The sequence below is a fragment of the Rhodanobacter sp. GW835-FHT13D09 genome, from assembly GCF_058793995.1.
In genome coordinates this window covers 104,536-130,961 of sequence record NZ_JBXAGL010000004.1, presented here as the reverse complement: position 1 = coordinate 130,961, position 26,426 = coordinate 104,536, and the positions used below count along the sequence as shown (strand labels likewise).

At 67.7% G+C, this 26,426-nt stretch carries 25 protein-coding genes, 1 tRNA gene and 1 riboswitch; of the genes, 15 read left to right on the top strand and 11 right to left on the bottom strand.

Annotation, left to right across the window (positions count from 1 at the left end; translation table 11 throughout):
- Positions 1 to 129 precede the first annotated feature (129 nt).
- From hflK to AC1Q5A_RS07880, 4 genes are all read left to right on the top strand, one after another.
- Positions 130 to 1,200, top strand: coding sequence for an FtsH protease activity modulator HflK (hflK, locus tag AC1Q5A_RS07895; protein WP_492699933.1), 1,071 nt, complete (start codon positions 130 to 132; stop codon positions 1,198 to 1,200).
- Positions 1,200 to 2,066 carry a protease modulator HflC gene (gene hflC / locus AC1Q5A_RS07890; RefSeq protein WP_189339716.1) on the top strand — a complete coding sequence of 289 codons (867 nt, stop codon included), beginning with the start codon at positions 1,200 to 1,202 and terminating at the stop codon, positions 2,064 to 2,066. The genes hflK and hflC overlap by 1 nt, the downstream gene beginning before the upstream one ends.
- 10 nt (positions 2,067 to 2,076) lie before the next feature.
- On the top strand, positions 2,077 to 2,259 hold the full coding sequence (locus tag AC1Q5A_RS07885; RefSeq protein WP_492700186.1) for a DUF2065 domain-containing protein: 183 nt from the start codon (positions 2,077 to 2,079) through the stop codon (positions 2,257 to 2,259).
- Between the two features lie 62 nt (positions 2,260 to 2,321).
- Entirely contained in the window at positions 2,322 to 3,614 is a 1,293-nt protein-coding gene (locus tag AC1Q5A_RS07880) for an adenylosuccinate synthase (RefSeq protein WP_492699930.1), read from the top strand.
- An 80-nt stretch (positions 3,615 to 3,694) separates the two neighbouring features.
- Here AC1Q5A_RS07880 and AC1Q5A_RS07875 read toward each other — a convergent pair whose 3' ends face one another.
- Positions 3,695 to 4,207: an Lrp/AsnC ligand binding domain-containing protein gene (locus AC1Q5A_RS07875; protein ID WP_492699928.1), complete on the bottom strand. Its 513-nt coding sequence runs from the start codon at positions 4,205 to 4,207 to the stop codon at positions 3,695 to 3,697.
- Positions 4,208 to 4,354: 147 nt separating this feature from the next.
- Here AC1Q5A_RS07875 and AC1Q5A_RS07870 point away from each other — a divergent pair, with 147 nt between their 5' ends.
- Together AC1Q5A_RS07870 and alr are read left to right on the top strand one after the other, a co-directional pair.
- Positions 4,355 to 5,635: a D-amino acid dehydrogenase gene (locus AC1Q5A_RS07870; RefSeq protein ID WP_492699926.1), complete on the top strand. Its 1,281-nt coding sequence runs from the start codon at positions 4,355 to 4,357 to the stop codon at positions 5,633 to 5,635.
- Positions 5,635 to 6,711, top strand: a complete 1,077-nt coding sequence (gene alr, locus AC1Q5A_RS07865; protein WP_492699924.1) for an alanine racemase — start codon at positions 5,635 to 5,637, stop codon at positions 6,709 to 6,711. The genes AC1Q5A_RS07870 and alr overlap by 1 nt, the downstream gene beginning before the upstream one ends.
- Before the next feature lie 112 nt (positions 6,712 to 6,823).
- Here alr and AC1Q5A_RS07860 read toward each other — a convergent pair whose 3' ends face one another.
- Positions 6,824 to 7,849 carry a hypothetical protein gene (locus AC1Q5A_RS07860; protein WP_492699922.1) on the bottom strand — a complete coding sequence of 342 codons (1,026 nt, stop codon included), beginning with the start codon at positions 7,847 to 7,849 and terminating at the stop codon, positions 6,824 to 6,826.
- A gap of 106 nt (positions 7,850 to 7,955) precedes the next feature.
- Entirely contained in the window at positions 7,956 to 9,203 is a 1,248-nt protein-coding gene (locus AC1Q5A_RS07855) for a S8 family serine peptidase (protein WP_492699920.1), read from the bottom strand.
- 121 nt (positions 9,204 to 9,324) lie between these two features.
- Here AC1Q5A_RS07855 and AC1Q5A_RS07850 point away from each other — a divergent pair, with 121 nt between their 5' ends.
- The 3 genes from AC1Q5A_RS07850 (at position 9,325) to AC1Q5A_RS07840 (ending at position 11,049) form a co-directional block, all read left to right on the top strand.
- A complete protein-coding gene (locus AC1Q5A_RS07850; RefSeq protein ID WP_492699918.1) occupies positions 9,325 to 9,816 on the top strand; it encodes an RNA polymerase sigma factor in 492 nt (163 codons plus the stop codon).
- Complete coding sequence (locus tag AC1Q5A_RS07845; protein WP_492699916.1) at positions 9,813 to 10,571, top strand: anti-sigma factor family protein; 759 nt, start codon at positions 9,813 to 9,815, stop codon at positions 10,569 to 10,571. The genes AC1Q5A_RS07850 and AC1Q5A_RS07845 overlap by 4 nt, the downstream gene beginning before the upstream one ends.
- Before the next feature lie 211 nt (positions 10,572 to 10,782).
- Positions 10,783 to 11,049 carry a hypothetical protein gene (locus tag AC1Q5A_RS07840; protein ID WP_492699914.1) on the top strand — a complete coding sequence of 89 codons (267 nt, stop codon included), beginning with the start codon at positions 10,783 to 10,785 and terminating at the stop codon, positions 11,047 to 11,049.
- A 223-nt stretch (positions 11,050 to 11,272) separates the two neighbouring features.
- Here AC1Q5A_RS07840 and gcvP read toward each other — a convergent pair whose 3' ends face one another.
- Positions 11,273 to 14,173, bottom strand: a complete 2,901-nt coding sequence (gene gcvP, locus AC1Q5A_RS07835; protein WP_492699913.1) for an aminomethyl-transferring glycine dehydrogenase — start codon at positions 14,171 to 14,173, stop codon at positions 11,273 to 11,275.
- A 39-nt stretch (positions 14,174 to 14,212) separates the two neighbouring features.
- Positions 14,213 to 14,313, bottom strand: a riboswitch (glycine riboswitch).
- A gap of 216 nt (positions 14,314 to 14,529) precedes the next feature.
- On the opposite strand from gcvP, the gene AC1Q5A_RS07830 reads away from it, so the two are divergent.
- Positions 14,530 to 14,937: a VOC family protein gene (locus AC1Q5A_RS07830; protein ID WP_492699911.1), complete on the top strand. Its 408-nt coding sequence runs from the start codon at positions 14,530 to 14,532 to the stop codon at positions 14,935 to 14,937.
- 129 nt (positions 14,938 to 15,066) lie between these two features.
- On the opposite strand, the gene AC1Q5A_RS07825 is transcribed toward AC1Q5A_RS07830, so the two are convergent.
- Positions 15,067 to 15,153 (bottom strand) — tRNA-Leu (locus AC1Q5A_RS07825).
- 261 nt (positions 15,154 to 15,414) lie between these two features.
- On the opposite strand from AC1Q5A_RS07825, the gene rnr reads away from it, so the two are divergent.
- The 4 genes from rnr (at position 15,415) to sugE (ending at position 19,325) form a co-directional block, all read left to right on the top strand.
- Positions 15,415 to 17,922, top strand: coding sequence for a ribonuclease R (gene rnr / locus AC1Q5A_RS07820; protein ID WP_492699909.1), 2,508 nt, complete (start codon positions 15,415 to 15,417; stop codon positions 17,920 to 17,922).
- A complete protein-coding gene (gene rlmB, locus AC1Q5A_RS07815; RefSeq protein WP_492699907.1) occupies positions 17,919 to 18,665 on the top strand; it encodes a 23S rRNA (guanosine(2251)-2'-O)-methyltransferase RlmB in 747 nt (248 codons plus the stop codon). Before rnr ends, rlmB begins: the two co-directional genes overlap by 4 nt.
- On the top strand, positions 18,662 to 18,931 hold the full coding sequence (locus AC1Q5A_RS07810) for a CBU_0592 family membrane protein (protein WP_492699905.1): 270 nt from the start codon (positions 18,662 to 18,664) through the stop codon (positions 18,929 to 18,931). The genes rlmB and AC1Q5A_RS07810 overlap by 4 nt, the downstream gene beginning before the upstream one ends.
- A gap of 76 nt (positions 18,932 to 19,007) precedes the next feature.
- Positions 19,008 to 19,325 (top strand): quaternary ammonium compound efflux SMR transporter SugE, encoded by a 318-nt coding sequence (gene sugE, locus AC1Q5A_RS07805; protein ID WP_492699903.1) that lies wholly within the window; start codon positions 19,008 to 19,010, stop codon positions 19,323 to 19,325.
- Between the two features lie 106 nt (positions 19,326 to 19,431).
- Here sugE and phoU read toward each other — a convergent pair whose 3' ends face one another.
- The 6 genes from phoU to rnt form a co-directional block, all read right to left on the bottom strand.
- Positions 19,432 to 20,154 (bottom strand): phosphate signaling complex protein PhoU, encoded by a 723-nt coding sequence (gene phoU / locus AC1Q5A_RS07800; RefSeq protein ID WP_492699901.1) that lies wholly within the window; start codon positions 20,152 to 20,154, stop codon positions 19,432 to 19,434.
- Positions 20,155 to 20,171: 17 nt separating this feature from the next.
- Positions 20,172 to 20,981 (bottom strand): phosphate ABC transporter ATP-binding protein PstB, encoded by an 810-nt coding sequence (gene pstB, locus AC1Q5A_RS07795; RefSeq protein ID WP_492699899.1) that lies wholly within the window; start codon positions 20,979 to 20,981, stop codon positions 20,172 to 20,174.
- The gene (gene pstA / locus AC1Q5A_RS07790; RefSeq protein WP_492699897.1) at positions 20,974 to 21,840 is read right to left on the bottom strand and encodes a phosphate ABC transporter permease PstA; all 867 of its coding nucleotides are present in this window, start codon (positions 21,838 to 21,840) and stop codon (positions 20,974 to 20,976) included. The genes pstB and pstA overlap by 8 nt, the downstream gene beginning before the upstream one ends.
- Complete coding sequence (pstC, locus tag AC1Q5A_RS07785) at positions 21,840 to 22,835, bottom strand: phosphate ABC transporter permease subunit PstC (protein WP_492699895.1); 996 nt, start codon at positions 22,833 to 22,835, stop codon at positions 21,840 to 21,842. Before pstC ends, pstA begins: the two co-directional genes overlap by 1 nt.
- A 106-nt stretch (positions 22,836 to 22,941) precedes the next feature.
- Positions 22,942 to 23,976: a phosphate ABC transporter substrate-binding protein PstS gene (pstS, locus tag AC1Q5A_RS07780; protein WP_492699893.1), complete on the bottom strand. Its 1,035-nt coding sequence runs from the start codon at positions 23,974 to 23,976 to the stop codon at positions 22,942 to 22,944.
- A 123-nt stretch (positions 23,977 to 24,099) separates the two neighbouring features.
- On the bottom strand, positions 24,100 to 24,759 hold the full coding sequence (rnt, locus tag AC1Q5A_RS07775; RefSeq protein ID WP_492699892.1) for a ribonuclease T: 660 nt from the start codon (positions 24,757 to 24,759) through the stop codon (positions 24,100 to 24,102).
- A gap of 194 nt (positions 24,760 to 24,953) precedes the next feature.
- Between rnt and AC1Q5A_RS07770 the strand changes: the two genes are divergently transcribed.
- The gene (locus AC1Q5A_RS07770) at positions 24,954 to 26,237 is read left to right on the top strand and encodes a porin (protein WP_492699890.1); all 1,284 of its coding nucleotides are present in this window, start codon (positions 24,954 to 24,956) and stop codon (positions 26,235 to 26,237) included.
- Positions 26,238 to 26,426: the final 189 nt, after the last annotated feature.

Below are 26,426 nucleotides of genomic sequence, written 5' to 3'. Positions count from 1 at the left end.
GTTTGCGCGGCTGCGGAAGGCGGACTGCGCGGCATCCGACAGCTTTGGCTGGATCTTGTATACAACCCGGTGCAACGCGTGTTCCGGCCGTGGTTGCCGGCCTCCCGACGGCCCCAAGGAGACTGACTCGTGGCGTGGAATGAACCCGGCAACAACGGGCAGCGCGATCCGTGGAACAGGAATCGCCAGGGCGGCAAGTCACCGCTGGACGATCTGCTCAACCAGGCGAAGAACCGGTTTGGCAAGCTGGGGCATGGCCCCGGGAGCCTCTTTACCGGCGTGCTGGTGCTGCTGGTGGTCGGCCTGCTGTTCAGCAGTTACACCATCATCGGCGCGCGCCAGACCGGCGTGGTGCTGCGTTTCGGCGAGTTCTCGCGCACGTTGCCGCCGGGCTTCCACCTGAAGCTGCCGCAACCGATCGAATCGGTCACCAAGGTCGAGGCCACGCGGATCCGCTCGGTTACCGACAAGGTGGCGATGCTGACCAGGGATGAAAACATCATCACGATCGACTTCACCGTGCAGTACCAGGTGGCCGATTCGCGCAAGTACCTGTTCTCGCTGAACGACCCGGACGGCACCATCGGCGCCGCCGCCGAGGCGGCCGTGCGTTCGGTGATCGGCAGCAGCGACATGGACCAGATCCTTTCCGCTGCCGGCGCCAACCTGGTCGTGCAGGCGCAGGAAACCCTGCAGAAGACGCTGGACACCTACGATTCCGGCCTGCGCGTCACCGAGGTCAGCTTCCAGAACGTGGCGCCGCCGAACGAGGTGAAGGACGCCTTCGACGACGTCAACAATGCACGCGAGGACAAGCAGAGCATCGAGAATACCGCTCTGGCCTACGCCAGCAAGGTGGTGCCGGTGGCACGCGGCGATGCCGCGCGCATCGCCGCCGAGGCGGCCGGCTACAAGGCCGAGCGCGTCGCCCGGGCCACCGGTGACGCCGCCCGTTTCGAATTGCTGCTGAAGCAGTACAAGGCCGCACCGGAAGTGACCCGCAAGCGGCTGTGGCTGGAAACGATGGAACAGGTGATGGCGAAGAACCCCAAGGTGATCGACGGCTCTGGCGGCCGCAACATCATCAACCTGCCGGCGTCGCAGGGCGGCTCCGTGCCGGCGCAGGCGGAGACGGGCACCACGGGCGCAGTGGTGTCGCAGCCGACCGGCGGCAAGGCCCAGAAGGGGACGCAGCCATGATGAGGATCGGTTCCGTCATCGTCGCGCTGGTGATCGTCCTGCTCGGCCTGAACAGCATGTTCGTGGTCAGCGAAGGACACAGCGCGCTGCTGCTGCAGTTCGGCCGCATCGTGCGCACCGACTACCAGCCGGGCCTGCACTTCAAGCTGCCGGTGATGCAGCAGGTGATGCACTTCGACAAGCGCATCCTGTCGCTGGATGCGCCGCCGGAACGCTATTTCACCTCCGAGAAGAAGAGCGTCAACGTCGACTTCTACGTGAAGTGGCGGGTGGCCGACAACGCCGCCTACTACCGGGCCACCGGCGGCGACCAGTTGCAGGCGGCGCAGCGGCTCACCCCGATCGTGAAGGATGCGCTGCGCTTCGAGTTCAACGCGCGCACCTTGCCCGACCTGATCTCCGGCGGGCGCAAGGACATCACCGAACGGGTGCGCGCGCAGACCGACGCCTCGGCGCGCAAGAACCTCGGCATCGCCGTGGTCGACGTGCGCATCAAGCGCATCGACCTGCCGAACGAGGTCAGCGAGTCGGTGTACAAACGCATGCGCGCCGAGCGCCTGCAGCTGGCCAACGAACTGCGCTTCACCGGCCAGGAAGCAGCCGAGAAGATCCAGGCCGATGCCGATCGCCAGGGCCAGGTGCTGCGCGCCGACGCCCAGCGCGATGCGGCCAAGGTGAAGGGCGAGGGCGACGCGGAAGCGGCGGCCATCTACGCGCAGGCATACACCCAGGATCCGGAATTCTTCACGTTCTACCGCAGCCTGGCCGCGTACCGTACCTCGTTCGAGGACGGCAAGGGCGTGCTGATCATGAAGCCCGACGACGAGTTCCTGCGCTATTTCGGGCAGCCTGCGCCGAAGCGCTGAGCCGATGGCGATGCACCGGTTGGTCGCCGCGTTTTGCCTGATGCTGGTGCTCGAGGGGCTGCTGCTGTTCGCGGCACCCGAAGGCTGGCGGGCGATGGTGCGCCAGGCGCTGAAACTGCCGTCGCGTACGCTGCGGCTGTTCGGCGCGGGCGCGATGGCAACCGGTCTGGCGCTGTTGCAGTTTTTTCATTGATGCGTGCGGTCCCGTTGCGGAACGCCACCAACCTGATCGAGAACATCTCGGAGTAATGCAGCATGGGCAAGTCGGTAGTCATTCTGGGTGCGCAGTGGGGCGACGAGGGCAAGGGCAAGATCGTCGACCTGCTGACCGAGCGGGTCAGCGCCGTGGCACGTTTCCAGGGCGGCCACAACGCCGGCCACACGCTGGTGATCAAGGGCAAGAAGACCGTGCTGCACCTGATCCCCTCGGGCATCCTGCGCGACGATGCGCTGTGCCTGATCGGCAACGGCGTGGTGCTGTCGCCGGCCGCGCTGATGACCGAGATCGCCGAGCTGGAAGCGAACGGCGTCGAGGTGCGTTCGCGCGTGAAGATCAGCCCGGCCACGCCGCTGATCATGCCGTACCACATCGCGGTGGACAAAGCGCGCGAGATCGCCGCCGGCGGCAAGGCCATCGGCACCACCGGCCGCGGCATCGGTCCGGCCTACGAGGACAAGGTCGCCCGTCGCTCCATCCGCGTCGCCGACCTGATGTACCCGCACGAGCTGCCGGCGCTGCTGAAGACTGCGGTGGACTACCACAACTTCATCCTCACCCAGTGGCTGAAGTGCGAGCCGGTCGACTACCAGAAGGTGCTGGACGACGCGCTGGCCTGGGGCGAGTACATCCGCCCGATGGTCGATGACGTCGCCACCATCCTGCACGACGTGCGCCGCGACGGCGGCAACATCCTGTACGAGGGTGCGCAGGGCGCGCTGCTCGACATCGACCACGGCACCTACCCGTACGTCACCTCGTCCAACACCACCATCGGCGGCGCGCTGGCCGGCACCGGCGTGGGCGCGGGCGACATCGACTACGTGCTGGGCATCTGCAAGGCCTACGCCACCCGCGTCGGCAGCGGCCCGTTCCCGACCGAGCTCCACGACGAGATGGGCGAGCTGCTGCGCAAGAAGGGCAACGAGTTCGGCGCCAGCACCGGCCGCCCGCGCCGCTGCGGCTGGATCGACCTGGTCGCGCTCAAGCGCGCCACCCAGATCAACGGCATCAACGGCCTGGCCATCACCAAGCTCGACGTGCTCGACGGACTGGACACGGTCAAGGTCTGCATCGCCTACGAATACCGGGGCAAGCGCCGCGAACTGGCACCGCTCGACGCGGACGGCTGGGACGAGTGCAAGCCGGTCTACCTGGAATTCTCCGGCTGGCAGGAATCCACCGCCGGCATCCGCGACTGGAACCAGCTGCCGCCCGCCGCCCGTGCCTACCTGCGCGCGGTCGAGGAACTCTCCGGTTGCAAACTCGCCCTGGTCGCCACCGGCGCCGACCGCGACGACACCATCAGCCTGGATGACCCGTTCGCCTGATTGCCGTTTTTCCGTGCGTCAGACCGACAGGCCCCGCCCATGCGGGGCCTGTCCGTTTCCGTCGATGGAGCGGCTTCCTGCTAACCGGCGGCGTTGGCTTCGCTGCGCCCGCCGCGCTCGCCCACCGGCAGGCTCAGCGTTTCCTTGATCTCTTCCATCACGATGTAGCTCTTCGAATCGCGCACGTTCGGCAAGGTCAGCAGGGTATTGCCCAGCAGCTTGCGGTACGAGGCCATGCCCGAGATGCGCGCCTTGATCAGGTAGTCGAACGCGCCCGAGACGAGGTGGCACTCCAGCACGTTGGGCAGGCGCAGCGCGGCGTTGCGGAATTCCTCGAAGATGTCGCCCGACTTGTAGGCCAGGCTGATCTCCACGAACACCAGCAGGCCGGCGCCGACCAGGTGCGGGTCGAGCCGCGCGTGGTAGCCGGTGATCACGCCGTCGCGCTCCAGCCGGCGCACGCGCTCGGTGCACGGCGTGGTGGACAGGCCGACCCGCTCGCCCAGCTCGGTGAACGAGATGCGCCCCTCGTCCTGCAGCACCCGGAGGATTTTCCGGTCGATTTTGTCGAATTCGCGCCGCTTAACCGTCATGTGTCCACCATGGATTGCCAATCTTGCAGTGATTTTACCCACGAATATAGATAAAGACAGAAAACAAGCCTGGGCGATCGTTCCTATACTCGCCGGCGATCATTCCTGCGGCCGGCCCGCGGGCCAACCGGCGGAAGGGGGAGCGTGATGCGGGTATTGATTCTGGGCAGTGGCGTGATCGGAACGTGCAGCGCGTGGTACCTGGCGCGTGCCGGTTTCGAGGTGACCGTGGTCGACCGCGAAAGCGCGCCGGCACGCGAAACCAGTTTCGCCAACGCGGGCCAGATCTCGCCCGGCTACGCCTCGCCGTGGGCCGCCCCCGGCGTGCCGCTGAAGGCCTTGAAGTGGCTGTTCACGCGCCACGCGCCGCTGGCGATCCGCCCCGGGCTCGACCCGCAGCAATACCTGTGGCTGCTGCAGATGCTGCGCAACTGCACCGCCAGCCGCTATGCGGTCAACAAGGCGCGCATGGTGCGCCTGTCCGAATACAGCCGCGACTGCCTGGATGAACTGCGCGCCGAGACCGGACTGGACTACGAAGGCCGCCAGCTCGGCACCGTGCAGCTGTTCCGCACCCAGGCGCAACTGGACGACGCGGCCAAGGACATCGCCGTGCTCAAGCAATACGGCGTGCCGTACGAGCTGCTCGACCGCACCGGCATCGTGCGGGTGGAACCGGCGCTGGCCGGAGTGGTCGACCAGCTCAGCGGCGCGCTGCGCCTGCCGAACGACCAGACCGGCGACTGCGAACTGTTCACCCGCCTGCTCGCCGCGCGGGCGCAGGCGGCCGGCGTCGAGTTCCGTTTCGGCGCCACCGTGGAAAAACTCGAACACGACGGTGGCCGCCTCACCGGCGTGCGCATCGACGGCAAGCTCGAACGTGCCGACCGCTACGTGCTGGCGCTGGGCAGCTACTCCCCGCAGCTGCTGGCGCCGCTGGGCATCCGCCTGCCGGTGTATCCGCTGAAGGGTTATTCGCTGACCCTGCCGATCACCGACCCGGCGCTGGCGCCCACCTCGACCATCCTCGACGAAACCTACAAGGTGGCGGTGACCCGCTTCGACCAGCGGATCCGTGTCGGCGGCATGGCCGAGGTGTCCGGCTTCGACCTGTCGCTGTCTCCGCGCCGCCGCGCCACCCTGGAAAAAGTGGTCGGCGACCTGTACCCGCATGGCGGCGACCTGAGCCGCTCCACTTTCTGGACTGGCCTGCGCCCGGCCACTCCCGACGGCACGCCGGTGGTCGGCGCCACCCGGCTGGACAACCTCTATCTCAATACCGGCCACGGCACCCTGGGCTGGACCATGGCCTGCGGCTCGGGCCGCTACCTGGCCGACCTGATCGCGGGACGCCAGCCGCAGATCAGCAGCGAGGGCCTGGACATCTCGCGCTACAGTAGCCGCCCCTCCGCGAGAGTCCCTGCCTGATGCGTCCGGCACGTGCCCTGATCGACCTGGCCGCCTTGCGCCACAACTACCGCCTGGCGCGCGAGCTGGGCGGGCGCAGGGCGCTGGCCGTGGTCAAGGCCGACGCCTATGGTCACGGCGCCGTGCGCTGCGCGCAGGCGCTGGAGGCTGAGGCCGACGGTTTCGGCGTGGCCTGCATCGAGGAGGCACTGGAACTGCGCGAGGCCGGCATCCGCGCCCCGATCCTGCTGCTGGAAGGTTTCTTCGAGGCCGACGAGCTGGCGCTGATCGACGCCCACGACCTGTGGTGCGTGGTGCAGGCCGGGTGGCAGATCGACGCGATCGAGCGGGCGCGCCCGGCCAGGCCGTTCACGATCTGGCTGAAGCTCGATTCGGGCATGCACCGGCTCGGCCTGGCCGCAACGGACTACCGCGCCAGCCTGCAGCGCCTGCAGGCCATGCCGCAGGTGCGCGAGGTGGTGGCGATGACCCACTTCGCCCGCGCCGACGAGCTGGACTGCGAACGCACCACCGAGCAGCAGACCCTGTTCCACCAGGTGTGCGACGAGCTGCACCTGCCCACCAGCCTCGGCAATTCCCCCGCGCTGCTCGGCTGGCCCGAGACGCAGGGCGAGTGGGCGCGACCGGGCTTGATGCTGTACGGCGCCACGCCATTTGCCGGCGCGCACCCCGTCGCCGATCGCCTGCGCCCGGTGATGACGGTGGAGTCGAAGGTGATCGGCGTGCGCGAACTGGCGGCAGGCGAACCGATCGGCTACGGCGCCCGTTTCGTCACCCAACGCCCCAGCCGCATCGGCGTCGTCGCGATGGGTTACGCCGACGGTTACCCGCAGTTCGCCCCCAACGGCACCCCGGTCAGCATCGACGGCCGGCCCGGCGAACTGGTCGGCCGCGTGTCGATGGACATGCTCACCGTCGACCTCACCGACCACTCCGCCGCCGGCCTCGGCAGCCGCGTCGAGCTGTGGGGCGGCCAGGTGCCGGTCAGCGAACTGGCGCTGCACAGCGAAAGCAGTGCGTACCAGCTGCTGTGCGGGCTGAAGCGCGTGCCGCACAGCTACGTCAATGAGTGGTGAGTCCTCTGCTCCTTCGCGTATAGGCTATTCCGCTCTTCGCTCCTGAGGAGGAAGGCTACGAAAAGAAGGAGCCCCCGCAAGCGGGGGCTCCTGGTTTTACGCTGCCAATGACTCAGTGTTGCGCATTCGCGCTGGCACTGGCGTCGCCGTCGGCCTGCGTCGAGGCGGACACGCCGCTGCGGGCCGAGCCGTGCGCGCTGGCCTGGCCGCTGGCGTTGGCCGAGCCGCTGCTGCCTGCAGCCGAGCCGGCGTTCGCGTCGGTGTTGCCATGGGCTGCACCCGAACCTGATACGTCGACCGATTTGTCCCCGGCACCGTGTACAGCGTTGGATGCGTGCGACAGCAGGCCATGCTCCGGGGCGGTTTCGCTGCCCGACTGGGTACCCGAACCAGTCGAGGTTGCCTGCGATGCGCTGCCTGCGGCATCCGTGCCAAACGAGCCGGCGCTCCGGGCTGACTGCGTGCCGAAGGCAGAGGCTTGCTGGGCTGTACCCAGGCCGGCATTGGCCGAGCCCGCGGCCTCGCCCTCGGCGCTCGCCGACGCGTTGCTGGCTGCATTCTGCACGCGGTTCATCGCATTGCGGGTGTCGTGTTTGGCCGTCGAGACGGCTGAACGCGCCTGGCTGGCGGCCTGGCCTGCGGTGCCGGCCACGGCATCGCGCGTACCCGAAGTATCGATGGCGCCGGACGCGGACGAGCCCAGTTCCCCTGCGCCATCCAGCGCGGCGTTATTGCCATTGCCGTTGCCGGCGTTGGCGGCAGCCACGCCAGTGAGGCCGCCGGCAGCGCCGGCGACCGCCTGACCGTTCACCTGGCGGGCGGCTTGTGCGGCGGTACCCGTGGCCGAGTCGGCGGTCGCGGCGGCACGCTGGCGCAGGCGTTCCGCACGTCGCTCGGCCGCCCGCTGGTCGAGATCGGGAGTGCTGATGTTGCCCATGCCGCGCGCAGAGCCGTCGATGCGGCCGCCCACCTGGCCCATCGTGGAATTGATCGGGCCGCCCACACTCCCGGCGATGCCGCCGGCGAGCGAGCCGCCGCCCAGCACCTGGGCCTGCACCGGGGCCATCATGGCCAAGGCGAGCGCGCTGGCGAGCAGGGCGCTGTTGAGAGTCTTGTTGCTGAGAGTCGTGTTGCGCATGTGAGGACCTCCTGCCTGCGGCCGATCCGCGGCTTCCGAGGTCCTGTACGTTCGTGCCGGGAAGATCCTTCCCTGTCGGCGGGCTGCGGTTGGTTGCTGTTCAGATTCAGGGCGACAGCAGGCCATAGCCGCAGCGCGGGTCGCGGCCCGCGCTGCCGGGGCGCCGGGCTTCACCGATCAGGCGCTGCTGCACCTGCGCCGCGGCTCCCGTGCGGGGTGCGTCCAGCAGCTGGGCGGCTTTCCGCGCCACGATCGGCGCCGCAAACGAGGTGCCGCGCAATGCGTCGCGGCCGCTGCCGACCACGCCGGACGCGCAGAAGTCCACCTGGTCGCCACTGCCGGATTCGGGCAGCACGCGGTCGTGCGCGTCGACGCCGCCGACGCCGATCACGTCCGGGTACGCCGCGGGATACAGCGGCGGCGCTGCGGGGCCGTCGTTGCCGACCGCGCTGACCAGTACGTGGCCGCGCGCGATCATCGCCTGCACCGCGCGTGCAAGTACCGGGTTGTCGGGGCCGACCAGGCTGATGTTGACCACCGCCACGCGCTCGCGCGCCATCCATGCCAGCGCGTCCACTAGGTTCGAGGTGGCGCCGCCGACCGCGTCGCCGCACCACAGGTCGGCGGCATACAGCATGTCCGGGTCGCCGGCGACGAGGCGGGCGGCGACCGCGGTGCCGTGCTTCGACGGGTTCGCCGTCCTGCAACCGTGCTGTTTGATGCGTGCGTGTGCCAACGCGGGATTGGCCGGATCGACGCCGCCATCGATCAGCCCCACGCGCTGCGTCGGTGCGCTGGACGAAGGGGCTGCCAAGGTCGCTGCACGGGCCGGCTCGCCGACGCCCGCGGGCAGATAGAGGTGCTGGTAGGTGAAGGTCGCATCGGGCGCAGCCTGTTGCAGGGCGCGCATGGCGATGGCCGTGCGGCGGCCGCGGGTATCGTGCAGCACCACGTAGTTCAGCCCCAGCGTCGCGTCCGCCGGCGTCTCGCGATCCACCGCGAAACCCAGCGCCTGCAGCGCATCGCGTTGCGCAGCCGAGAGGCCCATGGCGAGGAATTCGCCGCGCAGGATCGGCGCACCGCGGGGATCGACGTCGACGCGCCGGGATTCCCTGCGCAGCAGCAACTCCACCTGTAACTTGCGCGTGATGGCCAGCGGTCCGCGCAGCAGATCGTCGACGCTGCGCAAGGGCGAGGCCGGAACGACACCGGGCAGGTTCGTGCCGGGTACCTGCAGGTTGGGCAGGCCCTGCACCGGCCCGAGTACCTGCGCCCGTGCAGGCGTCGCGCCGAGCACGGCAAGCGCGATGGCCAGCAACGGGACGAGCATGGCGGGCGGGCGGTGCAATGGCATGGCCGGGGGCCTCGGGAGCGACGGGGCCGGATGCTAGCATGGGCCCGCTTTACGCCCTCGAACTGCGCCGATGCGGGCGAGGGAAGGAATCCTCCGGTTCGGACGTAGTGGAAGGTGATGCGTGAATGCGAGCGACGCCGTGCGCGAAGGGCTGATCCCGCTGTTACCGCGCCTGCGCCGCCTGGCGCGGGCGCTGGCGGGCCAGGCCGCCGATGCCGACGACCTGGTGCAGATCGTGCTGGAGCGTGCGCTGGCCCGCGCCGCGCAGTGGCGGCCGGACGCCGCGCTGGATCGTTGGGTGTTCGCGATCGCGCGCAACGCCTGGCGGGACGAGCTGCGCGCGCGCGGCCGGGCGCAACACCTGTTCGCGCCCGAGGAGGCCGGTGAAATGGCCGCCGACCGCGCCAGCGCCCAGCCCGCGCAGCAGCTGGAACTGGCGATGGCGTTGGCGGCATTGCCGCCGGACCATCGCGAAGTAGTGGCCCTGGTGCTGGTCGAGGGCATGTCGTACGGCGAGGCCGCCGAGCTGCTGGAGGTGCCGGTGGGCACCGTCACCAGTCGCCTGGCTCGCGCCCGCGCCACCTTGCAGGCCCATCTTGGGAAAGACGCATGAATCCGATCGACGACGATATCTTGCAGGCTTACGTGGATGGCGAACTCGACGCGTCCGCCGCGGCGAGCATCGACGCCGCGCTGGCGCACGACGACGTGCTGGGCCGCCGCGTGCGGCAGGCGCGTGCGGTGCGCGCGCAGCTGCGCGCAGCGTTCGATCCGGTGCTCGACGAGCCAGTGCCGGGGCGGCTGTCCGCCTTGTTGCAGCCGCCGTCCGCGCGGGCGGCGATACCTGCCGCGCCGCTCGTCGTGTCTGCAGGCGGGCACCGCACGGGCACCATACGCCGTCGTGCACCGCGCCGCTGGTTCGTGCAGGGTGCCGCGCTGGCCGCGTCGGTGGCGCTGCTCGCCGTGGCGTTGTGGTCATGGCGACCCGGCGGCGAGCTGGTGCGCATGCAGGGCAGCCAGTCGTTTGCCGCGGGCGCGCTGGAGCGCGCGCTCGACCATGCGCTGGCGAGCGAACCGGATGCGAATGCCCCGGTGGCGATCGGCCTGAGTTTCCGCAGTACCGACGGGCGCATCTGCCGCACCTTCCTGCTGCGTCCTGCGCCGGCGCGGGCCGGCCTTGCCTGCCACGGTGACACGGGCTGGGCGCTGCCTGTGCTCGGTGCAGCGCTTCCCCCGGAAGGCGGCGAACTGCGCCAGGCGGCGAGCGCCTTGCCGCCTGCGGTGCAGGCCGCGGTCGATACCCGCCTGCGCGGCAACGTCTTTGACGCGCAGCAGGAGCGCGCGGCGCGCGACGCCGGCTGGCGTTAGGCGCGCAGCCGATTGCCACGCGTCGTCCCGGGCCGGGACCTTCCGTAGGTCTGATCAGGTTGTCGTGACGGACAACGAGTCCTGGGCAGGATGTTGACCCGCACTTCGCATCCGCGTCGCTACCGTCAGGGCCGACGGCCCGATACGTCGGTATTGCATGCTGCCGGCAGCGGTCGAATGGCCGCCACATTTCGCCAGGAGGACCCATCCCATGTCCGATGAAAATGCGAAGACGCCGGCCGACCACATCGTCGATACGGTGGCGCAGCTCAAGGAGATGCGGCATTACTCGAAGAACAATGTGGAAACGCTGACGGCGGCATGGCTGCTGTTCGATGGCGAATTGTCCAGGCTCAAGCAGGCGGACAAGCTCGCCGACCTGATGGATCGCCAGGGACAGTTGCACGAGGCGCTGGAAGCGGTGATCGTCGACCTGGAAGAGGTGCTGGCGAAGATGCAGCCGGAGCCGGAGGAATAGTCCGCTGTGCGGCGATGGCATTGAAGAGTGCCTGTCAAGGCGAGCGCAAGCGCACCGGGCAGCAGCTGACCAGCCTGACGACGAACTGCAGTCGTTCATTGGCGCGGTGGACAAGCGGCTGCACCAGGCCGAGCAGCAGGATCGCAACCGCACCGTGGCGGAATGAAACAGAAGGCCCCGCGAGCGGGGCCTTTTACCGTGCTGCGCGAATCGGCGAAGCGGTTTACGCCTCGGCTTCTTCCTTGAACGCATCGACCGGGATGCAGGCGCACATGATGTTCTTGTCGCCGTAGACGTTGTCGACGCGGGCCACCGGCGGCCAGTACTTCTGCAGCTTCAGGCTGGCCAGCGGGAAGGCGGCCAGTTCGCGTGGGTAGGCGTGGGTCCACTCGCTGCCGCTGACCATGGTGGCGGTGTGCGGCGCGTTCTTCAGCGGATTGTCCTCGCGCTCCAGCTTGCCTTCCTCGATCGCGCGGATCTCGTCGCGGATCTGGATCATCGCGTCGATGAAGCGGTCCAGCTCGTAGCGCGATTCGCTCTCGGTCGGCTCCACCATCAGGGTGCCGGACACCGGGAAGCTCAACGTGGGCGCGTGGAAGCCGAAGTCGATCAGCCGCTTCGCCACGTCCTCGGCACCGATGCCGGTGGCGTCCTTGATCGGGCGCAGGTCGAGGATGCACTCGTGCGCCACCAGCCCGTTGCGGCCGGTGTACAGGGTGGGGTAGTGCGCTGCCAGCCGCTTTGCGATGTAGTTGGCGTTGAGCAACGCGACTTGCGTGGCTTTCCTCAGGCCCTGCTGGCCCATCATGGTGATGTACATCCACGAGATCGGCAGGATCGAGGCGCTGCCGAAGCTGGCAGCCGACACCATACCTACCTGTGCCTTGCGATCATCCTGATCGCCGCCGACAGGGATGTCGGCATAAGTGCGAGGCAGGAACGGTGCCAGGTGCGACTTCACCGCGCACGGGCCCACGCCCGGGCCGCCGCCGCCGTGCGGGATGCAGAACGTCTTGTGCAGGTTGAGGTGCGACACGTCCGAGCCCCACTTGCCGGGCTTGGCCACGCCGACCAGTGCGTTCATGTTGGCGCCGTCGGTATACACCTGGCCGCCGTGCTGGTGGACGATGTCGCAGATCGCGACGATGTCTTCCTCGAACACGCCGTGGGTGGACGGGTAGGTGATCATCAGCGCGGCGAGGCGGTCGCTGTATTTCTCCGCAGCGCGGCGGATGTCCTCGACGTCGACGTTGCCGTTGGCGTCGCACTTGGTCACCACCACCGTCATGCCGCACAGGTGGGCGGAGGCCGGGTTGGTGCCGTGGGCGGATTCGGGGATCAGGCAGATGTCGCGCTGCGACTGGCCATTGGCGCGGTGCCAGGCACGGATCGCCAGCAGGCCGGCATATTCGCCCTGCGCGCCGGAGTTCGGCTGCAGGCTCACCACGTCGTAGCCGGTGCATTCGACCAGCATCGCTTCCAGGCCGTCGATCAGCTCCTTGTAGCCCTGCGCCTGTGCGGCCGGGGCCAGTGGGTGCATGTTGGCGAATTCCGGCCAGGTGATCGGGATCATCTCGGCGGTGGCGTTGAGCTTCATGGTGCAGGAGCCCAGCGGGATCATCGTGCGATCCATCGCCAGGTCCTTGTCGGCCAGCGCGCGCATGTAGCGCAGCAGCTCGTGCTCGCTGTGGTGCGTGTTGAACACCGGGTGGGTGAGGAACGCGCTCTTGCGCGCGAGGGCGGCAGGCAGGGCGTCGGCGGTGGCGGCGTCCAGCGCATCGATGTCTGCGATGTTGCCGCCGAACAGGGCAGCCAGCGCGATCACGTCGGCGCGCGTGGTGCTCTCGTCGAGGCTGATGCCGACGCTCCCGCCGTCGATGCGGCGCAGATTGATGCGCGCCGCGGCGGCCCTGGCGTGCAGCGCGGCGGCATCCACGCCGGTGACGTGCAGGGTGTCGAAGAAATCCTTGCCCACGGCGGCACCGGCCTGGCGCAGCGCGGCGGCGAGGATCGCGGCCAGGCGATGCGTGCGGCGGGCGATGCGGACGAGGCCCTTGGGACCGTGGTAGACCGCGTACATCGAGGCCATCACCGCCAGCAGCACCTGCGCGGTGCAGATATTGGAGGTGGCCTTCTCGCGGCGGATGTGCTGCTCGCGCGTCTGCAGGGTGAGGCGGTAGGCGGCCTTGCCTTCGGTGTCGATCGACACGCCGATCAGCCGGCCCGGCATCGAGCGCTTGTACGCATCGCGGCAGGCCATGAACGCGGCGTGCGGGCCGCCGAAGCCGAACGGCACGCCGAAGCGCTGCGAGTTGCCCACCACGATGTCGGCGCCCCATTCGCCGGGTGCGGCGATCAGGGTCAGCGCGAGCAGGTCGGTGGCCACCGCGACCAGACCGCCGCGCGAGTGCACGGCGTCGGCGATGGCCTGGTAATCATGGATGCCGCCGAAGGTGTCGGGGTACTGCAACAGCACGCCGAACGCCTCGGTGCCGGCGGCGTCGGCGTCTGCGCCGACCACCAGCTCGATGCCCAGCGGTTCGGCGCGCGTGCGCACCACTTCCAGCGTCTGCGGGTGCACGCCGTTCGACACGAAGAACACGTTCGACTTCGACTTGCACGAGCGCTTGGCCAGGGTCATCGCCTCGGCCGCGGCCGTGGCTTCGTCCAGCAGCGAGGCGTTGGCGATCTCCATGCCGGCGAGGTCGGCGCACATCGTCTGGAAGTTGATCAGCGCTTCCATGCGGCCCTGCGAGATCTCCGCCTGGTACGGCGTATAGGCGGTGTACCAGGCGGGATTCTCCAGGATGTTGCGCAGGATGACGTTCGGCGTGAGGGTGCCGTAATAGCCCTGGCCGATGAAGCTGCGGAAGACCTGGTTGCGGTCGGCGATCGCGCGGATCTTGGCCAGCGCTTCCTCTTCGGTGACCGCCTGCGGCAACGCCAGCGGAGCGGCGGACTTGATCGAGCCGGGAACGATCGCGTCGGTCATCGACTCCAGCGAATCGTGGCCGATCACGTGAAGCATCTGCGCGATCTCGGCGTCGTCCGGACCGATGTGGCGCTCGATGAAGGCGCCGTGGTGTTCGAGGTCACGCAGGGAAGGGGAGGAGTTGTGGCTCATGGGTGGGCATCCGAAGACTCGCGTGCCGTGCCGCACGCGGGGCGCCCCTCTGTCCTTTTGCCTGAGAGTTTGGAAGCGCGGTGGCCGCGTTTCGTGCCCCTTCGGCGCCGGATTCAACCGGTCTCTCCAGAGTGTTTGCGCGTGGTGGTATGGGAGCCTGAGCGATTACGGGCGTTGCGTCTTCGGCAGCGGCACGTGCCCGGTCTTCGGGCCGCCCGCTTCTCCCACCATGCGTTTACCGCGCCGATTATACAGGCGGATCCGGGGCGTGTTGCAGCCCGTGGACGCGGTTCAGGGAACCCGCTCGCCGGCCCGCGCTATGCTCGGACACTCCCATCCCCGACCGCCCGAGCCCCATGATCCGTATCGGCGAAATCGACCACGTGGTGTTGCGTGCCATCGACCCCGTGGCCATGCAACGCTTCTACTGCGAGGTGCTCGGCTGCCGCGAGGAACGGCGGCAGGACGAGATCGGCCTGGTGCAGCTGCGCGCCGGTGCCTCGCTGATCGACCTGGTGGCCGTCGACGGCAAGCTCGGCCGCCATGGCGGCGCCGCACCGGGCGGGGAGGGTCACAACATGGATCACCTGTGCCTGCGCGTGGAGGACTACGACGAAACGGCGATCCTGGCGCACCTGAAGTCGCATGGCGTGCGCATCGGCGAGCTGGGTTCGCGCTACGGCGCGCGCGGCGTAGGCCCGTCGATCTACCTGTACGACCCGCAGGGCAACATGATCGAGCTGAAGGGGCCGGCGGTCGCCTGAAAAAGCCGGCGGGCGGTGCCCGCCCTACGACGCGCGATCTTGCAGGGTGGGCACTGCCCGCTGGCCTTCCGACTTCAATCAGGCTCGGAAAAGACGAAAGCCCGCATTGCTGCGGGCTTCGTTTACAATTGGTGCCCAGGAGAGGACTCGAACCTCCACGGAGTTGCCCCCGCTAGCACCTGAAGCTAGTGCGTCTACCAATTCCGCCACCTGGGCAGGTGTCACGTCGCTCGGCGAGCTGCGTGAGCCGCGTAATTTAGGCATCTGCCGACGGGTTGTCAACACTTTTTCACATCCGTTCATGGCGACGTGGCATTCTCCGCGGCGCAAACATCACAAGGATCCTGAGTGACCAGAAAAACTCCCCCCCGTTCCGGGAATCCCGGCGGCACGCATTCCGCGAAGGAGCCCGCCAGGCGGGCACCGCGGGCCGCCGCTGCACCGGACAAGCGCAACAAGGCTGCCGCCGCAGGCGCCGTGCGCGATCCGAATGCAGATCGCGAGGCGCAGCGTTACGCGCACCCGATTCCCAGCCGCGAGGCGATCCTCGCCCTGCTGGAGGAACGCGGTGAACTGCTGACCGAGGCGCGCATCGCCGAAGCGCTGGATCTCCACGACGAAACCGACCTCGAGGCGTTGCGCAAACGGCTTGCCGCGATGGTGCGCGACGGCCAGCTGCTGCTCGGGCGGCGCGGCGGCTACGCGCCGACGCAAAAACTGGACCTGATCGCCGGCGTGGTGCTGGCCAATGCCGAGGGCTATGGCTTCCTGCGCCCGGATGAGGGCGGTGACGACCTGTACCTGTCGCCGCAGCAGATGCGCGCGGTGATGCACGGCGACCGCGTGCTGGCCAGCGTGGTCGGCATCGACCGCCGCGGCCGCCGGCAGGGCGCCATCGCCGAAGTGCTGCAGCGCCGCTCGCCGCGGCTGGTCGGCCGGGTGGTGATCGACAACGGCGTGACCCTGGTGACGCCGGACGACCGCCGCCTCGTCCAGGACGTGATGATCAAGCCGGGCAAGGAGCAGGACGCCCGCTCGGGCCAGATCGTGGTGGCCGAGATCACCGACCCGCCGACGCCGCAACGCGGCCCGATCGGCGAGATCCGCGCGGTGCTGGGCGAACGCCTGCAGCCGTCGCTGGTGGTGGAGATGGCGATCGCCAGCCACGACCTGCCGCACGAATGGCCGGCCGCGGTGCTGCGCGACGCGGCGCAGGTGGAGTCGGCGGTGACCGTCGCCGAGCGCGAGGGCCGCACCGACCTGCGCCAGCTGCCGCTGGTGACGATCGACGGCGCCGACGCGCGCGACTTCGACGACGCGGTATACGCCGAACCCAGGCGTGGCGGCGGCTGGCGGCTGATCGTGGCGATCGCCGACGTCTCGCACTATGTGCAGGTCGGCAGCGCGCTGGACAAGGAAGCGTTCGAGCGCAGCACCTCCACCTACTTCCCCGGCTTCGTGGTGCCGATGCTGCCGGAGACGCTGTCCAACGGCATCTGCTCGTTGAACCCGAAGGTCGAACGGCTGTGCATGGTCTGCGACATGCTGGTCGACGCCGAGGGCAACGTGACCAGGTCGAAGTTCTACGACGCGGTGATGCTGTCGCACGCGCGGCTTACCTACGACAGGGTGTGGCAGGCGGTGGGCTTGCGCGAGCAGGACGCGCGCCACGAGGTGGCCGACGTGCTGCCGCAGCTGGAGAACCTGCATGCGCTGTACAAGGCGATGGCGGGCCAGCGCAAACGCCGCGGCGCGATCGACTTCGAGACGCCCGAGGTGAAGTTCCGCCTCGACCAGACCGGCGGTGTCGAATCGATGGGCGCCACCGAACGCAACGACGCGCACAAGCTGATCGAGGAATGCATGATTGCCGCCAACGTGCAGGCGGCGCTGTTCCTGGAGAAGAAGAGGATACCCGCACTGTTCCGCGCGCACGAGCCGCCGCCGGCGGAGAAGTACGAGGACCTGCAGCAGTTCCTGCGCGAGTTCAAGCTGCGCATGCCGCCGGTGGACGAGGTGACGCCGGCGGATTTCGCCGAGATCCTGCGCATGGTGCAGGATCGCCCCGAGCGCGAACTGATCCAGAGCGTGCTGCTGCGCGCGCAGAGCATGGCGGCCTACCAGCCGGACAACCGCGGCCACTTCGGCCTGGCGCTGCAGGCCTATGCGCACTTCACCTCGCCGATCCGCCGCTATCCCGACCTGCTGGTGCATCGTGCGATCCGCTATGCGCTGACCGGCGGCAAGCCGGGCGACTACACCTATACGCCTGCCGGGATGGCGGCGATGGCGATCCACTGCTCGCAGCGCGAGCGTCGCGCCGAGGAGGCCGAGCGCGATGTGGATGAGCGCTTCAAGTGCGCATGGATGGAGAAACACATCGGCAGCGAGTTCGACGGCGTGGTCACCGGCGTCACCTCGTTCGGCCTGTTCGTGGAGCTGGACGAGTCGAAGGTATCCGGCCTGGTGCACATCAGCCAGCTGATGAACGACTACTACCACTTCGACGCCACCCGCAAGCTGCTCAAGGGCGAGCGCACCGGGGCGCAGTTCCGCCTGGGCGACCACGTGCGCGTCAAGGTGCTGCGCGCCAGCCTGGAGGATCGCAAGATCGACTTCCGCCTGGTCTCGCCGCGCACGCCGGTCGCGCCGCCGTCCGCAGGGGGCAAGGCCTACGACTACGCCGCCGCGGGCGAGCGTTATTCGCTGCCGAAGAAGGCCGCGGCCAAGGCGCCTGGCATGTTCGGCCGCGCCGCGAAGGCGATCGGTCGCGCATTCGGCCGCAAGGAGGCCGTGGCCGAAGCGCCGGCACCGCGCAAGGCCGCGCCGGGGGATAATCCGCCACCCTCGCATGCCGGCGCTCGCCCGCATGCTGGTGCGCAGCATCCGCGCAAGGCCACCGCCACCACGCGCGGGCGGGGAGCGGCGCCGGCTGCACCGGAGCCCAGGAAGCAACGCGGCCGCAAACCGAAAGGCAAGTCATGAGCGAGAGCTGGATCGTCGGCATCAATCCCGTCGAGGGCGCGTTGAGCAACGACGCCGAGCGCGTGCGTGAGGTACTGGTCGAGAACGGCCAGCGCAATGCGCGCGTGCTGGAGCTGGCCGAGCGCGCGAGGAAACTGGACATCCCGGTGCGGCACCGCCCGCGCGACGAACTGGACAGACTGGCCGGCGAAGCGCGCCACCAGGGCGTGGCGGCGCGTTACGAGGCGGCGCCGGCGGCGCACGAGAGCGACCTGGTCGGCCTGCTCAAGCGGGACAGCGGCGACTCGCTGGTGCTGGTGCTCGACGGCGTCACCGATCCGCACAACCTCGGTGCCTGCCTGCGCAGCGCCGCGGCGGCGAAGGTCACCGCGGTGATCGTGCCGAAGGACCGTGCGGTCGGCCTCACCCCGGTGGCGCGTCGCGCCTCGGCTGGCGGCGCCGACCGGGTGCCGCTGATCGCGGTGACCAATCTGGCGCGCACGCTGCGCGAGCTGAAGGACGCCGGCGTGTGGATCACCGGCCTGGCCGGCGACACCGACACCACCATCTACGGCGTCGATTTCAAGGGGCCGGTGGCACTCGTGCTGGGCAGCGAAGGCGAAGGCATCCGCCGGCTCACCCGCGAGTTGTGCGATTTCGTGGCGAAGATCCCGATGCCGGGTGCGATGGAAAGCCTCAACGTTTCCGTCGCCACCGGCGTCGTACTGTTCGAGGCGCTGCGCCAGCGGGGGGCAAAACGATGAATTTCTTCTGGTACGACTGGGCCGGTTACCTCGGCGTGGCACTGGTGCTGCTGGCGTTTTTCCTGCTGCAGGAGCGCAAGTTGCAGGGCAGCGGGCTGGTCTACCAGCTGATGAACGTGCTGGGCGCGATCGGCGTGATGCTGTCGCTGGGGTTCGGCAACTTCAACCTGTCGGCGTTCGTCATGCAGGTGGCCTGGCTGCTGATCGGCAGCTACGGCATCGTGCGCGGCATCCAGCGCCGTCGCGAGACCCGCGGGCTGCCGTGAACCCGCCGCACGGGGACGACCCCGTGCGCCTTTCCATCGCGGGGACGGCCCTGCAGCAAACCTTAGGAGCGTCATCATGGCGTGGATCTATCTGCTGCTGGCCGGCCTGTTCGAAGTGGTCTGGGCAATCGGCCTCAAGTACACCGGGGGTTTCACCCGGCTGTGGCCCACGCTCGGCACGCTGGCGGCGATGGCGGTCAGCATCGTGTTGCTGGCGACGGCGGTGAAGACGCTGCCGATCGGCACCGCGTATGCGATCTGGACCGGCATCGGCGCGGTCGGCGCGGTAGCGTTCGGCGTCGTGCTGTTCGGCGATCCGGCCACGCCGCCGCGGCTGCTGTGCGTGGCGTTGATCCTGATCGGCATCGCGGGCCTGAAGCTCACCGCCGGCTAGCCGAAGCCCGATCCCGTAGGGCGGGCATCGCCCGCCGCTCCCGGGAAATCATTCGACTGCAAAAGCCGGCGGGCAGTGCCCGCCCTACGGGCGGCGTACGTTCCGGTCATTCGCCGAGCTTGGTGATTTCCGGGTTCGAGGTGAGGTCGCGCTTGCTGCGCTGCTTGTCCAGCGGCTCTCCGGTGACCTGGAACCAGACGTTCTCGGCGATGTTGGTGGCGTGGTCGCCGACGCGCTCGATGTTCTTGGCCATGAACAGCAGGTGGGTGCACGGGGTGATGTTGCGCGGATCTTCCATCATGTAGGTGAGCAGCTGGCGGAAGTAGCCGGTATAGGCCTCATCCAGCACGGCGTCGGCCTTCCACACCTGGTAGGCGCGTTCGGCGTCGCGGTCGCGATAGGCCAGCAGCACCTCGCGCACTTCCTCCGCGGCCAGTTCGGCCAGGTGGCGCAGTCCGCCGACCGGCGCCACCGGCGCCACCATCGACAGCGGGATCGATCGCTTGGCGACGTTAGCGGCGTAGTCGCCGATGCGTTCGATGTCGGAGGCGATGCGCAGGGCGGCATACACGTTGCGCAGGTCGCCGGCCATCGGCGCGCGCAGCGCCAGCAGGCGCACCACGTCGTGGCCGATCTCCTGCTCCATCTGGTCGATCGCGTCGTCGTTGCCGACCACGCGCTGCGCGGCGCGCTCGTCGCGCCGTTCGAGCACGTCGATGGCTGCTTCCAGCTGGGTCACCGCCAGTTCGCCCATGCGCACGATCTCGCCGGTGAGCCGGGCCAGCTCGCTGTCGTAACTCTTGATGATGTGGTCTGTGCCGGTATTCATGGTGGGGTCCTGTGTGATCAGCCGAAGCGCCCGGTGATGTAATCCTCGGTCTGCTTCTTGCCCGGCTTGGTGAAGATCCTTTCGGTCCGGTCGAACTCGATCAGCTCGCCCAGGTACATGAAGGCGGTGAGGTCGGAGACGCGCGCCGCCTGCTGCATGTTGTGGGTGACAATGACGATGGTGAACTGGCTTTTCAACTCCTCCACCAATTGCTCGATACGGCTGGTGGCGATCGGGTCGAGCGCCGAGGTCGGCTCGTCCAGCAGCAGCACCTCGGGCTTCAGCGCGATCGCGCGGGCGATGCACAGGCGTTGCTGCTGGCCGCCGGAGAGGCCGAGCGCGTTCTGTTTCAGCTTGTCCTTCACTTCGTCCCACAGCGCGGCGCTGCGCAGCGCCTGTTCCACCCGTTTCTCCATGTCCGCCTTCGACAGCTTCTCGTGGTGGCGGATGCCGTAGGCGACGTTCTCGAAGATCGTCATCGGGAACGGCACCGGCTTCTGGAACACCATGCCGACCTTGCTGCGCAGGCGATTCAGCGAGTAGCCAGGACCGAGGACGTCCTCGTCATCGAGCAGGATCCGGCCCTTGGCCTCCTGCTTCGGATAGATCGCGTAGATGCGGTTGAAGACGCGCAGCAGGGTCGACTTGCCGCAGCCGGACGGACCGATGATCGCGGTGACCTGTTTTTCCGGGATATCCATGTCGATGCCTTTCAGCGCATGGAATCCGTCGTAGTAGAAGTGCAGATCGCGCACGATGAGCTTCGGGGCCAACGTCGCTGCAGCCGTCTCCGGCGCCGAGCTCATGGCGAGAGCGGAATCAGTCATGGGATACCTTGGTGCGGAAGAGGATCAGGCGGGAAGCCAGGCTGAGCAGCAGCACGAACATGGTGACCACGAACGCGCCGGCCCAGGCCAGCGCATGCATCGCCTCGCCCGGGTCGTTGGCGTACTGGTAGATGATCTGCGGCAGGCTGGACATCTTGTCGATCGGGTTGAGCGCCATGTAGTTGTTGCCGAACGCCGTGAACAGCAGCGGCGCGGTCTCGCCGCTGATCCTGGCCAGCGCCAGCAGCACGCCGGTGATGATGCCAGAGCGCGCGGCGCGGATCAGGATCTGCAGGGTCAGCTTCCATTGCGGCACGCCCAGCGACAGCGCCGCCTCGCGCAGGGTGGATGGCACCAGCCGCAGCATCTCGTCGGTAGTGCGCACGATCACCGGCAGCGCGATCAGCGCCAGCGCCACGCCGCCGGCGAAGCCGGAGAAGGTGGTGTTGCCGTGGGTGAGGGCAGTACTCGGCAGCACGATGATGGTGTAGACGAACAGGCCCATCACGATCGACGGCGCCGACAGCAGGATGTCGTTGAGGAAGCGGATCGATTCGCCCAGCCGGGTGCGGTCGGCGTATTCGGCCAGCCAGGTGCCGGCCAGCACGCCGATCGGGGTGGCGATGGCGATGCCGATGAAGTTGATGATCAGGCTGCCCACCATCGAGTTCAGCAGGCCGCCGTCCTCGCCGTAGGCGGTGACCTTGGTGAACAGTTTCAGGTCCAGTGCGCCGATGCCCTGGCGCAGTGTTTCCCACAGGATCCAGGCCAGGAAGGCCAGGCCGACCAGGGTGGCCAGCATGCTCAGCGTCATCGCGACCGCGTTGGTGAGGCGGCGGCGCAGGTACAGCGCGCTCATCAGCGACCTTCCTTGCTGGCCAGCCGGCGCAGCATCAGCCGGGCGATCAGCAGCACGATGAAGGTGACCACGAACAGCAGGAAGGCCAGCGCCATCAGCGCGGACTTCTGCAGGCCCGCCGCCTCGCTGAACTGGTTGGCGATGGTCGAGGCGATCGAGGCGCCGGGGTCGAGCAGCGAGGCCGACAGGTGCATGGCGTTGCCCAGCACGAAGGTCACCGCCATGGTCTCGCCCAGCGCGCGGCCGAGGCCGAGGAAGATGCCGCCGATCACCGCCGAGCGGGTATACGGCAGCACGATGTCCCAGGACACCTCCCAGGTGCTGGAGCCGAGCGCGTAGGCGGATTCCTTCAGCCGGGTCGGCACGGTCTGGAACACCTCGCGCATCACCGAGGAGATGAACGGGATGATCATGATCGCCAGCACGATGCCGGCGACCAGGATGCTGGCGCCGAACGGATAGTCGCTGCCGAACAGCTTGCCGACGAACGGCACATGCCCGGCGACCCACGACAGCTTGCCGTCGTCGGGCTTGTTGCCGAGGTTGCTGGTCAGCCACGGCTTGACATGGTCGGCGAAGAACGGGGCGAAGATGAACAGGCCCCACATGCCGTAGATGATCGAGGGGATACCCGCCAGCAGCTCGATGGCCGAGGCGACCGGGGTGCGCATCCAGGCGGGCGCGACCTCGGAGAGGTAGACCGCGATGCCGAAGCTGATCGGCACCGCGATCAGCAGCGCAATGAACGAGGTGGCGACGGTGCCGTAGACCGGCACCATCGCGCCATAGACATCGTTGCCCGGATCCCATTCCGAACTGACCAGGAAGTGCCAGCCGAACGTGCCGAACGCATCACGGCCGCCCCACAGCGTGGCGCCGGCGGCACCCAGCAGGGAGGCCAGCACGATCAGCGCGCAACCCTTCAGCAGCCAGCGGAACAGCCGTTCGTTGCGGGCATCGCGGCGACTGCGCTGTTCCAGGATGTCGGTGGACATGATGGATGCTTCGATGGCTGGCATGGCGATCCAGTAGGAGGGATGAAAAATCCGACGCCCCCGACGGCAGGGCCGGCGGGGGCGTCGGCTTTCTTGCTTTACGTTATCAGTGCTTGAACTCGGACGCCCAGTACGCCTCGATCTGGCTGACCAGCGCTGCCGGCAGGGGCACGTAGTCCAGCTCGCTCGCGGCCGCCTGGCCATGCTCCAGGGCGGACTTGAAGAAGTCGAAGGCGACCTTGCTGTTGGCGGCGTTCTTCGGCGACTTGTACATGATCACCCAGGTGGTGGCGGTGATCGGCCAGGCCTGTTCGCCCGGGGCGTTGGTCATGATCAGGTTGAAATCCTTCGCATGGGCCCAGTCGGCGGTGGCAGCCGCGGCGGCGAAGCTTTCGGCGTTCGGCGAGAGTACCTTGCCGGCGGCGTTCTTCATGTTGACCCAGCTGATCTTGTTCTTCACCGCGTAGGCGTACTCGACGTAGCCGATCGAGCCCTTGATCTGGCGCACGTACTGCGACACGCCCTCGTTGCCCTTGCCGCCCACGCCGGTCGGCCACTCCACGGCCGTGCCGAACTTCACCTTCTCGGCCCATTCCGGGCTGACCTTGGACAGGTAGTTGGTGAAGTTGAAGGTGGTGCCCGAACCATCCGAGCGATGCACCACGGTGATCTTGCCGGCCGGCAGGCTCACGCCGCCGTTCAGTGCGGCGATCTTCGGGTCGTTCCAGTTGTTGATCTTGCCCTGGAAGATCTCGGCCAGGGTGGCGCCGTCGAGCTTGATCTGGCCGGCCTGCACGCCGGCGATGTTGACCACCGGCACGATGCCGCCGACCACGACCGGGAACTGGCCCAGGCCGAACTTCTTGAGGTCCTCGGCTTTCAGCGGCGCGTCGGAGGCGCCGAAGTCGATGGTGCCTTCCTTGATCTGCGCGATGCCGGCGCCGGAGCCGACCGACTGGTAGTTGAGGTGGTTGCCGGTCTTCTCGGCGTACGCAGCCGACCACTTGGACATGACCGGGTAGACGAAGCTGGAACCGGCACCGGTGATGTCGGTGGCGTTCGCAGCTGCGCCGAACGTCGAAGCCACCGCCAGTGCGGCGACGGCAGCGAAGCGAAGCGGGGATTTATGGTTGATCAACACGGTGGCTCCTTGGGTGAGGTCGGATGCAACCCGGTCATTTCAGGCTCTGCGTGTTGCCATTGAATGAAATGAATGTTGCAGCCAAATGACAAACTGTCATCATTTCCGGTCGCCCGGCCGTGTTCAGGCCGCGTCGAGGCCGGCGTGGACCTGCTCGATCAATTCCAGCTGGCGCCAGCGATTGACCACGCTGCAGAACAGCTCGGCGGTGCGCTCGGCGTCGTAGACCGCTGAATGCGCCTCGCTGCTGTCGAAGGCATGGCCAGCCGCCAGCACGGCCTTGCTCAATACGGTCTGGCCATAGGCAAGGCCGCCGAAGCTGACCGTGTCGAAGCAGCTGAACGGGTGGAACGGGTTGCGCTTGTGCCCGGTACGGCGCACCGCCTGGTTCAGGAAGCCAAGGTCGAACGCGGCGTTGTGGCCAACCAGGATCGCCCGCTGGCAGCCGGCCTCGCGCACCGCCTCGCGCACGACCTTGAAGATCAGGCCCAGTGCCAACTGTTCGGCCAAGGCGCCGCGCAACGGGTTGCCCGGGTCGATGCCGGTGATCTCGAGCGAGCGCGGATCCAGATTCGCCCCCGGAAACGGCTCCACATGGGTGGACACGGTGGGCTGCCGGTGCACATAGCCGGCGGCATCCATGGCCAGCGGCACAGCGGCGATCTCGAGCAGGGCATCGTGCTCGGCGTCGAAACCGCCGGTCTCCACGTCGACCACCACCGGCAGAAAACCGCGAAACCGGTCGGCCATGCGCGGAATATGGTTGTTTTCGGGCTTGTCCATCCATGAAGCATATCAGCCGGTGCATGGGCATAAGCCGCATGCCTGCGGGGAATGCCGGGGGAGTTGTCTTTAATTTGTCATCAAAGAAGCATCCAACCGTAAAGAAGCCTAGGCAAACTTTTAACGAATCGCTGGCCAACCGTCAGGTCGAAGGGGCGATCGAGATGTTTTCCACCAAACTTGCGGAGAATGACATGCGTTCCAAACTGATTGCGGTAGCGATTGCCGCCGGCCTCGGCGTCACCAGCTTCACCGTCGCTGCGGCGCCGGCACAGAAGTCGCACAAGTCGCACAACAAGACCACCACGGCCCCGGCTACCAGCAATGCCGAAGTCGAGACGCTGAAGGCGCAGCTTGCCGCGCTGCAGTCCAAGGTGGAGGAGCTGGAACAGCGCACCGATGCGCAGTCCGAGATCAACGTCAGCACCGGCCAGGCGGTGGAGAAGGCCTCCAACGTGACCGCGTCCAGCGACAAGAAGCTGGCGGCGCTGGAGAAGGCGATCAACAACACTTCCATCTCGGGCAAGATGTTCTTCGACTTCACCAACATCAGCGACAAGAACAGCGACAAGGGCAAGACCAACAAGTCGGGCACCGGCATCGACGTCAAGCGCTTCTACTTCGGCGTCACCCACAAGTTCAACGACGTGTGGTCGGCCAACCTGACCACCGACTTCAACTACGCCAGCGCCATCGGCCAGACCAGCGTCTACATCAAGAAGGCCTACGTGCAGGGCAAGTTCGACGACGCCGCCGTGCTGCGCATCGGTTCGGCCGATCTGCCGTGGGTGCCGTTCGCCGAGAACTACTACGGTTTCCGCTACGTCGAGAACACCCTGATCGACCGCCTGAAGTACGGTACCTCGGCCGACTGGGGCCTGCACATGGGCGGCGACCTGGGCGCCAGCAAGTCGCTCAACTACGCGGTGTCCGTGGTGAACGGCGGCGGCTACAAGAATCCCAGCCGCACCAAGGGCGTGGACGTCGAAGGCCGTGTCGGCTTCGTGCCGTTCGACAACATGGTCGTGGCGATCGGCGGCTACAGCGGCCATCTGGGCAAGGAAACGCAGAACATCAGCGCGGCGCATACCGCCCAGCGCGGCGACTTCATGGTGGCCTACGCCGACAAGTCGTTCCGCCTCGGCGCCGAGTACTTCACCGCCAAGAACTGGAACAACGTGCTGAGCCCGCAGGCGGACAAGGCCAATGGCTACTCGGTGTGGGGCAGCGTGCTGGTCGCCGACGGCCTGACCCTGTTCACCCGCTACGACAACGCCAAGCTCAGCAAGGACCTGGACCGCAAGGCCAAGGACGTCTACTACAACCTCGGCCTGGAGTACCAGGTGACCAAGGGCTTCAAGCTGGCCGGCGTGTGGAAGCACGAGAAGGCCGACAAGTCGGTCACCACCCCGGTGCCGCCGCACGTGCAGAACGTGAAGACCAACGAGATCGGCGTGTTCGGCGAGGTTTCGTTCTAAAACCGTCACATTGCCGCGGCATACTGCCTCCAACCGGACGGCAGCCGGCTACGGTTATCGCAACGGAGTTCCACCCATGGACGGAAAACGGCGGGCATTGCCCGCCGTTTGCTTTTCCGCGACCCGAACCGTCTGCCGTCAGCGCTTGTGAAGAAAACCACTTCCTGTGGTTTTCTTCCGTCGCGAGTC

What these genes read in the sequence shown, in the direction of transcription:
- hflC (WP_189339716.1), top strand. Translation starts at nt 1,200, where the DNA reads ATGAGGATCGGTTCCGTCATCGTCGCGCTGGTGATCGTCCTGCTCGGC.
- AC1Q5A_RS07885 (WP_492700186.1), top strand. Translation starts at nt 2,077, where the DNA reads ATGCACCGGTTGGTCGCCGCGTTTTGCCTGATGCTGGTGCTCGAGGGG.
- AC1Q5A_RS07880 (WP_492699930.1), top strand. Translation starts at nt 2,322, where the DNA reads ATGGGCAAGTCGGTAGTCATTCTGGGTGCGCAGTGGGGCGACGAGGGC.
- AC1Q5A_RS07875 (WP_492699928.1), bottom strand. Translation starts at nt 4,207, where the DNA reads ATGACGGTTAAGCGGCGCGAATTCGACAAAATCGACCGGAAAATCCTC.
- AC1Q5A_RS07870 (WP_492699926.1), top strand. Translation starts at nt 4,355, where the DNA reads ATGCGGGTATTGATTCTGGGCAGTGGCGTGATCGGAACGTGCAGCGCG.
- alr (WP_492699924.1), top strand. Translation starts at nt 5,635, where the DNA reads ATGCGTCCGGCACGTGCCCTGATCGACCTGGCCGCCTTGCGCCACAAC.
- AC1Q5A_RS07860 (WP_492699922.1), bottom strand. Translation starts at nt 7,849, where the DNA reads ATGCGCAACACGACTCTCAGCAACAAGACTCTCAACAGCGCCCTGCTC.
- AC1Q5A_RS07855 (WP_492699920.1), bottom strand. Translation starts at nt 9,203, where the DNA reads ATGCCATTGCACCGCCCGCCCGCCATGCTCGTCCCGTTGCTGGCCATC.
- AC1Q5A_RS07845 (WP_492699916.1), top strand. Translation starts at nt 9,813, where the DNA reads ATGAATCCGATCGACGACGATATCTTGCAGGCTTACGTGGATGGCGAA.
- AC1Q5A_RS07840 (WP_492699914.1), top strand. Translation starts at nt 10,783, where the DNA reads ATGTCCGATGAAAATGCGAAGACGCCGGCCGACCACATCGTCGATACG.
- gcvP (WP_492699913.1), bottom strand. Translation starts at nt 14,173, where the DNA reads ATGAGCCACAACTCCTCCCCTTCCCTGCGTGACCTCGAACACCACGGC.
- AC1Q5A_RS07830 (WP_492699911.1), top strand. Translation starts at nt 14,530, where the DNA reads ATGATCCGTATCGGCGAAATCGACCACGTGGTGTTGCGTGCCATCGAC.
- rlmB (WP_492699907.1), top strand. Translation starts at nt 17,919, where the DNA reads ATGAGCGAGAGCTGGATCGTCGGCATCAATCCCGTCGAGGGCGCGTTG.
- AC1Q5A_RS07810 (WP_492699905.1), top strand. Translation starts at nt 18,662, where the DNA reads ATGAATTTCTTCTGGTACGACTGGGCCGGTTACCTCGGCGTGGCACTG.
- sugE (WP_492699903.1), top strand. Translation starts at nt 19,008, where the DNA reads ATGGCGTGGATCTATCTGCTGCTGGCCGGCCTGTTCGAAGTGGTCTGG.
- phoU (WP_492699901.1), bottom strand. Translation starts at nt 20,154, where the DNA reads ATGAATACCGGCACAGACCACATCATCAAGAGTTACGACAGCGAGCTG.
- pstB (WP_492699899.1), bottom strand. Translation starts at nt 20,981, where the DNA reads ATGACTGATTCCGCTCTCGCCATGAGCTCGGCGCCGGAGACGGCTGCA.
- pstA (WP_492699897.1), bottom strand. Translation starts at nt 21,840, where the DNA reads ATGAGCGCGCTGTACCTGCGCCGCCGCCTCACCAACGCGGTCGCGATG.
- pstC (WP_492699895.1), bottom strand. Translation starts at nt 22,835, where the DNA reads ATGTCCACCGACATCCTGGAACAGCGCAGTCGCCGCGATGCCCGCAAC.
- rnt (WP_492699892.1), bottom strand. Translation starts at nt 24,759, where the DNA reads ATGGACAAGCCCGAAAACAACCATATTCCGCGCATGGCCGACCGGTTT.
- AC1Q5A_RS07770 (WP_492699890.1), top strand. Translation starts at nt 24,954, where the DNA reads ATGCGTTCCAAACTGATTGCGGTAGCGATTGCCGCCGGCCTCGGCGTC.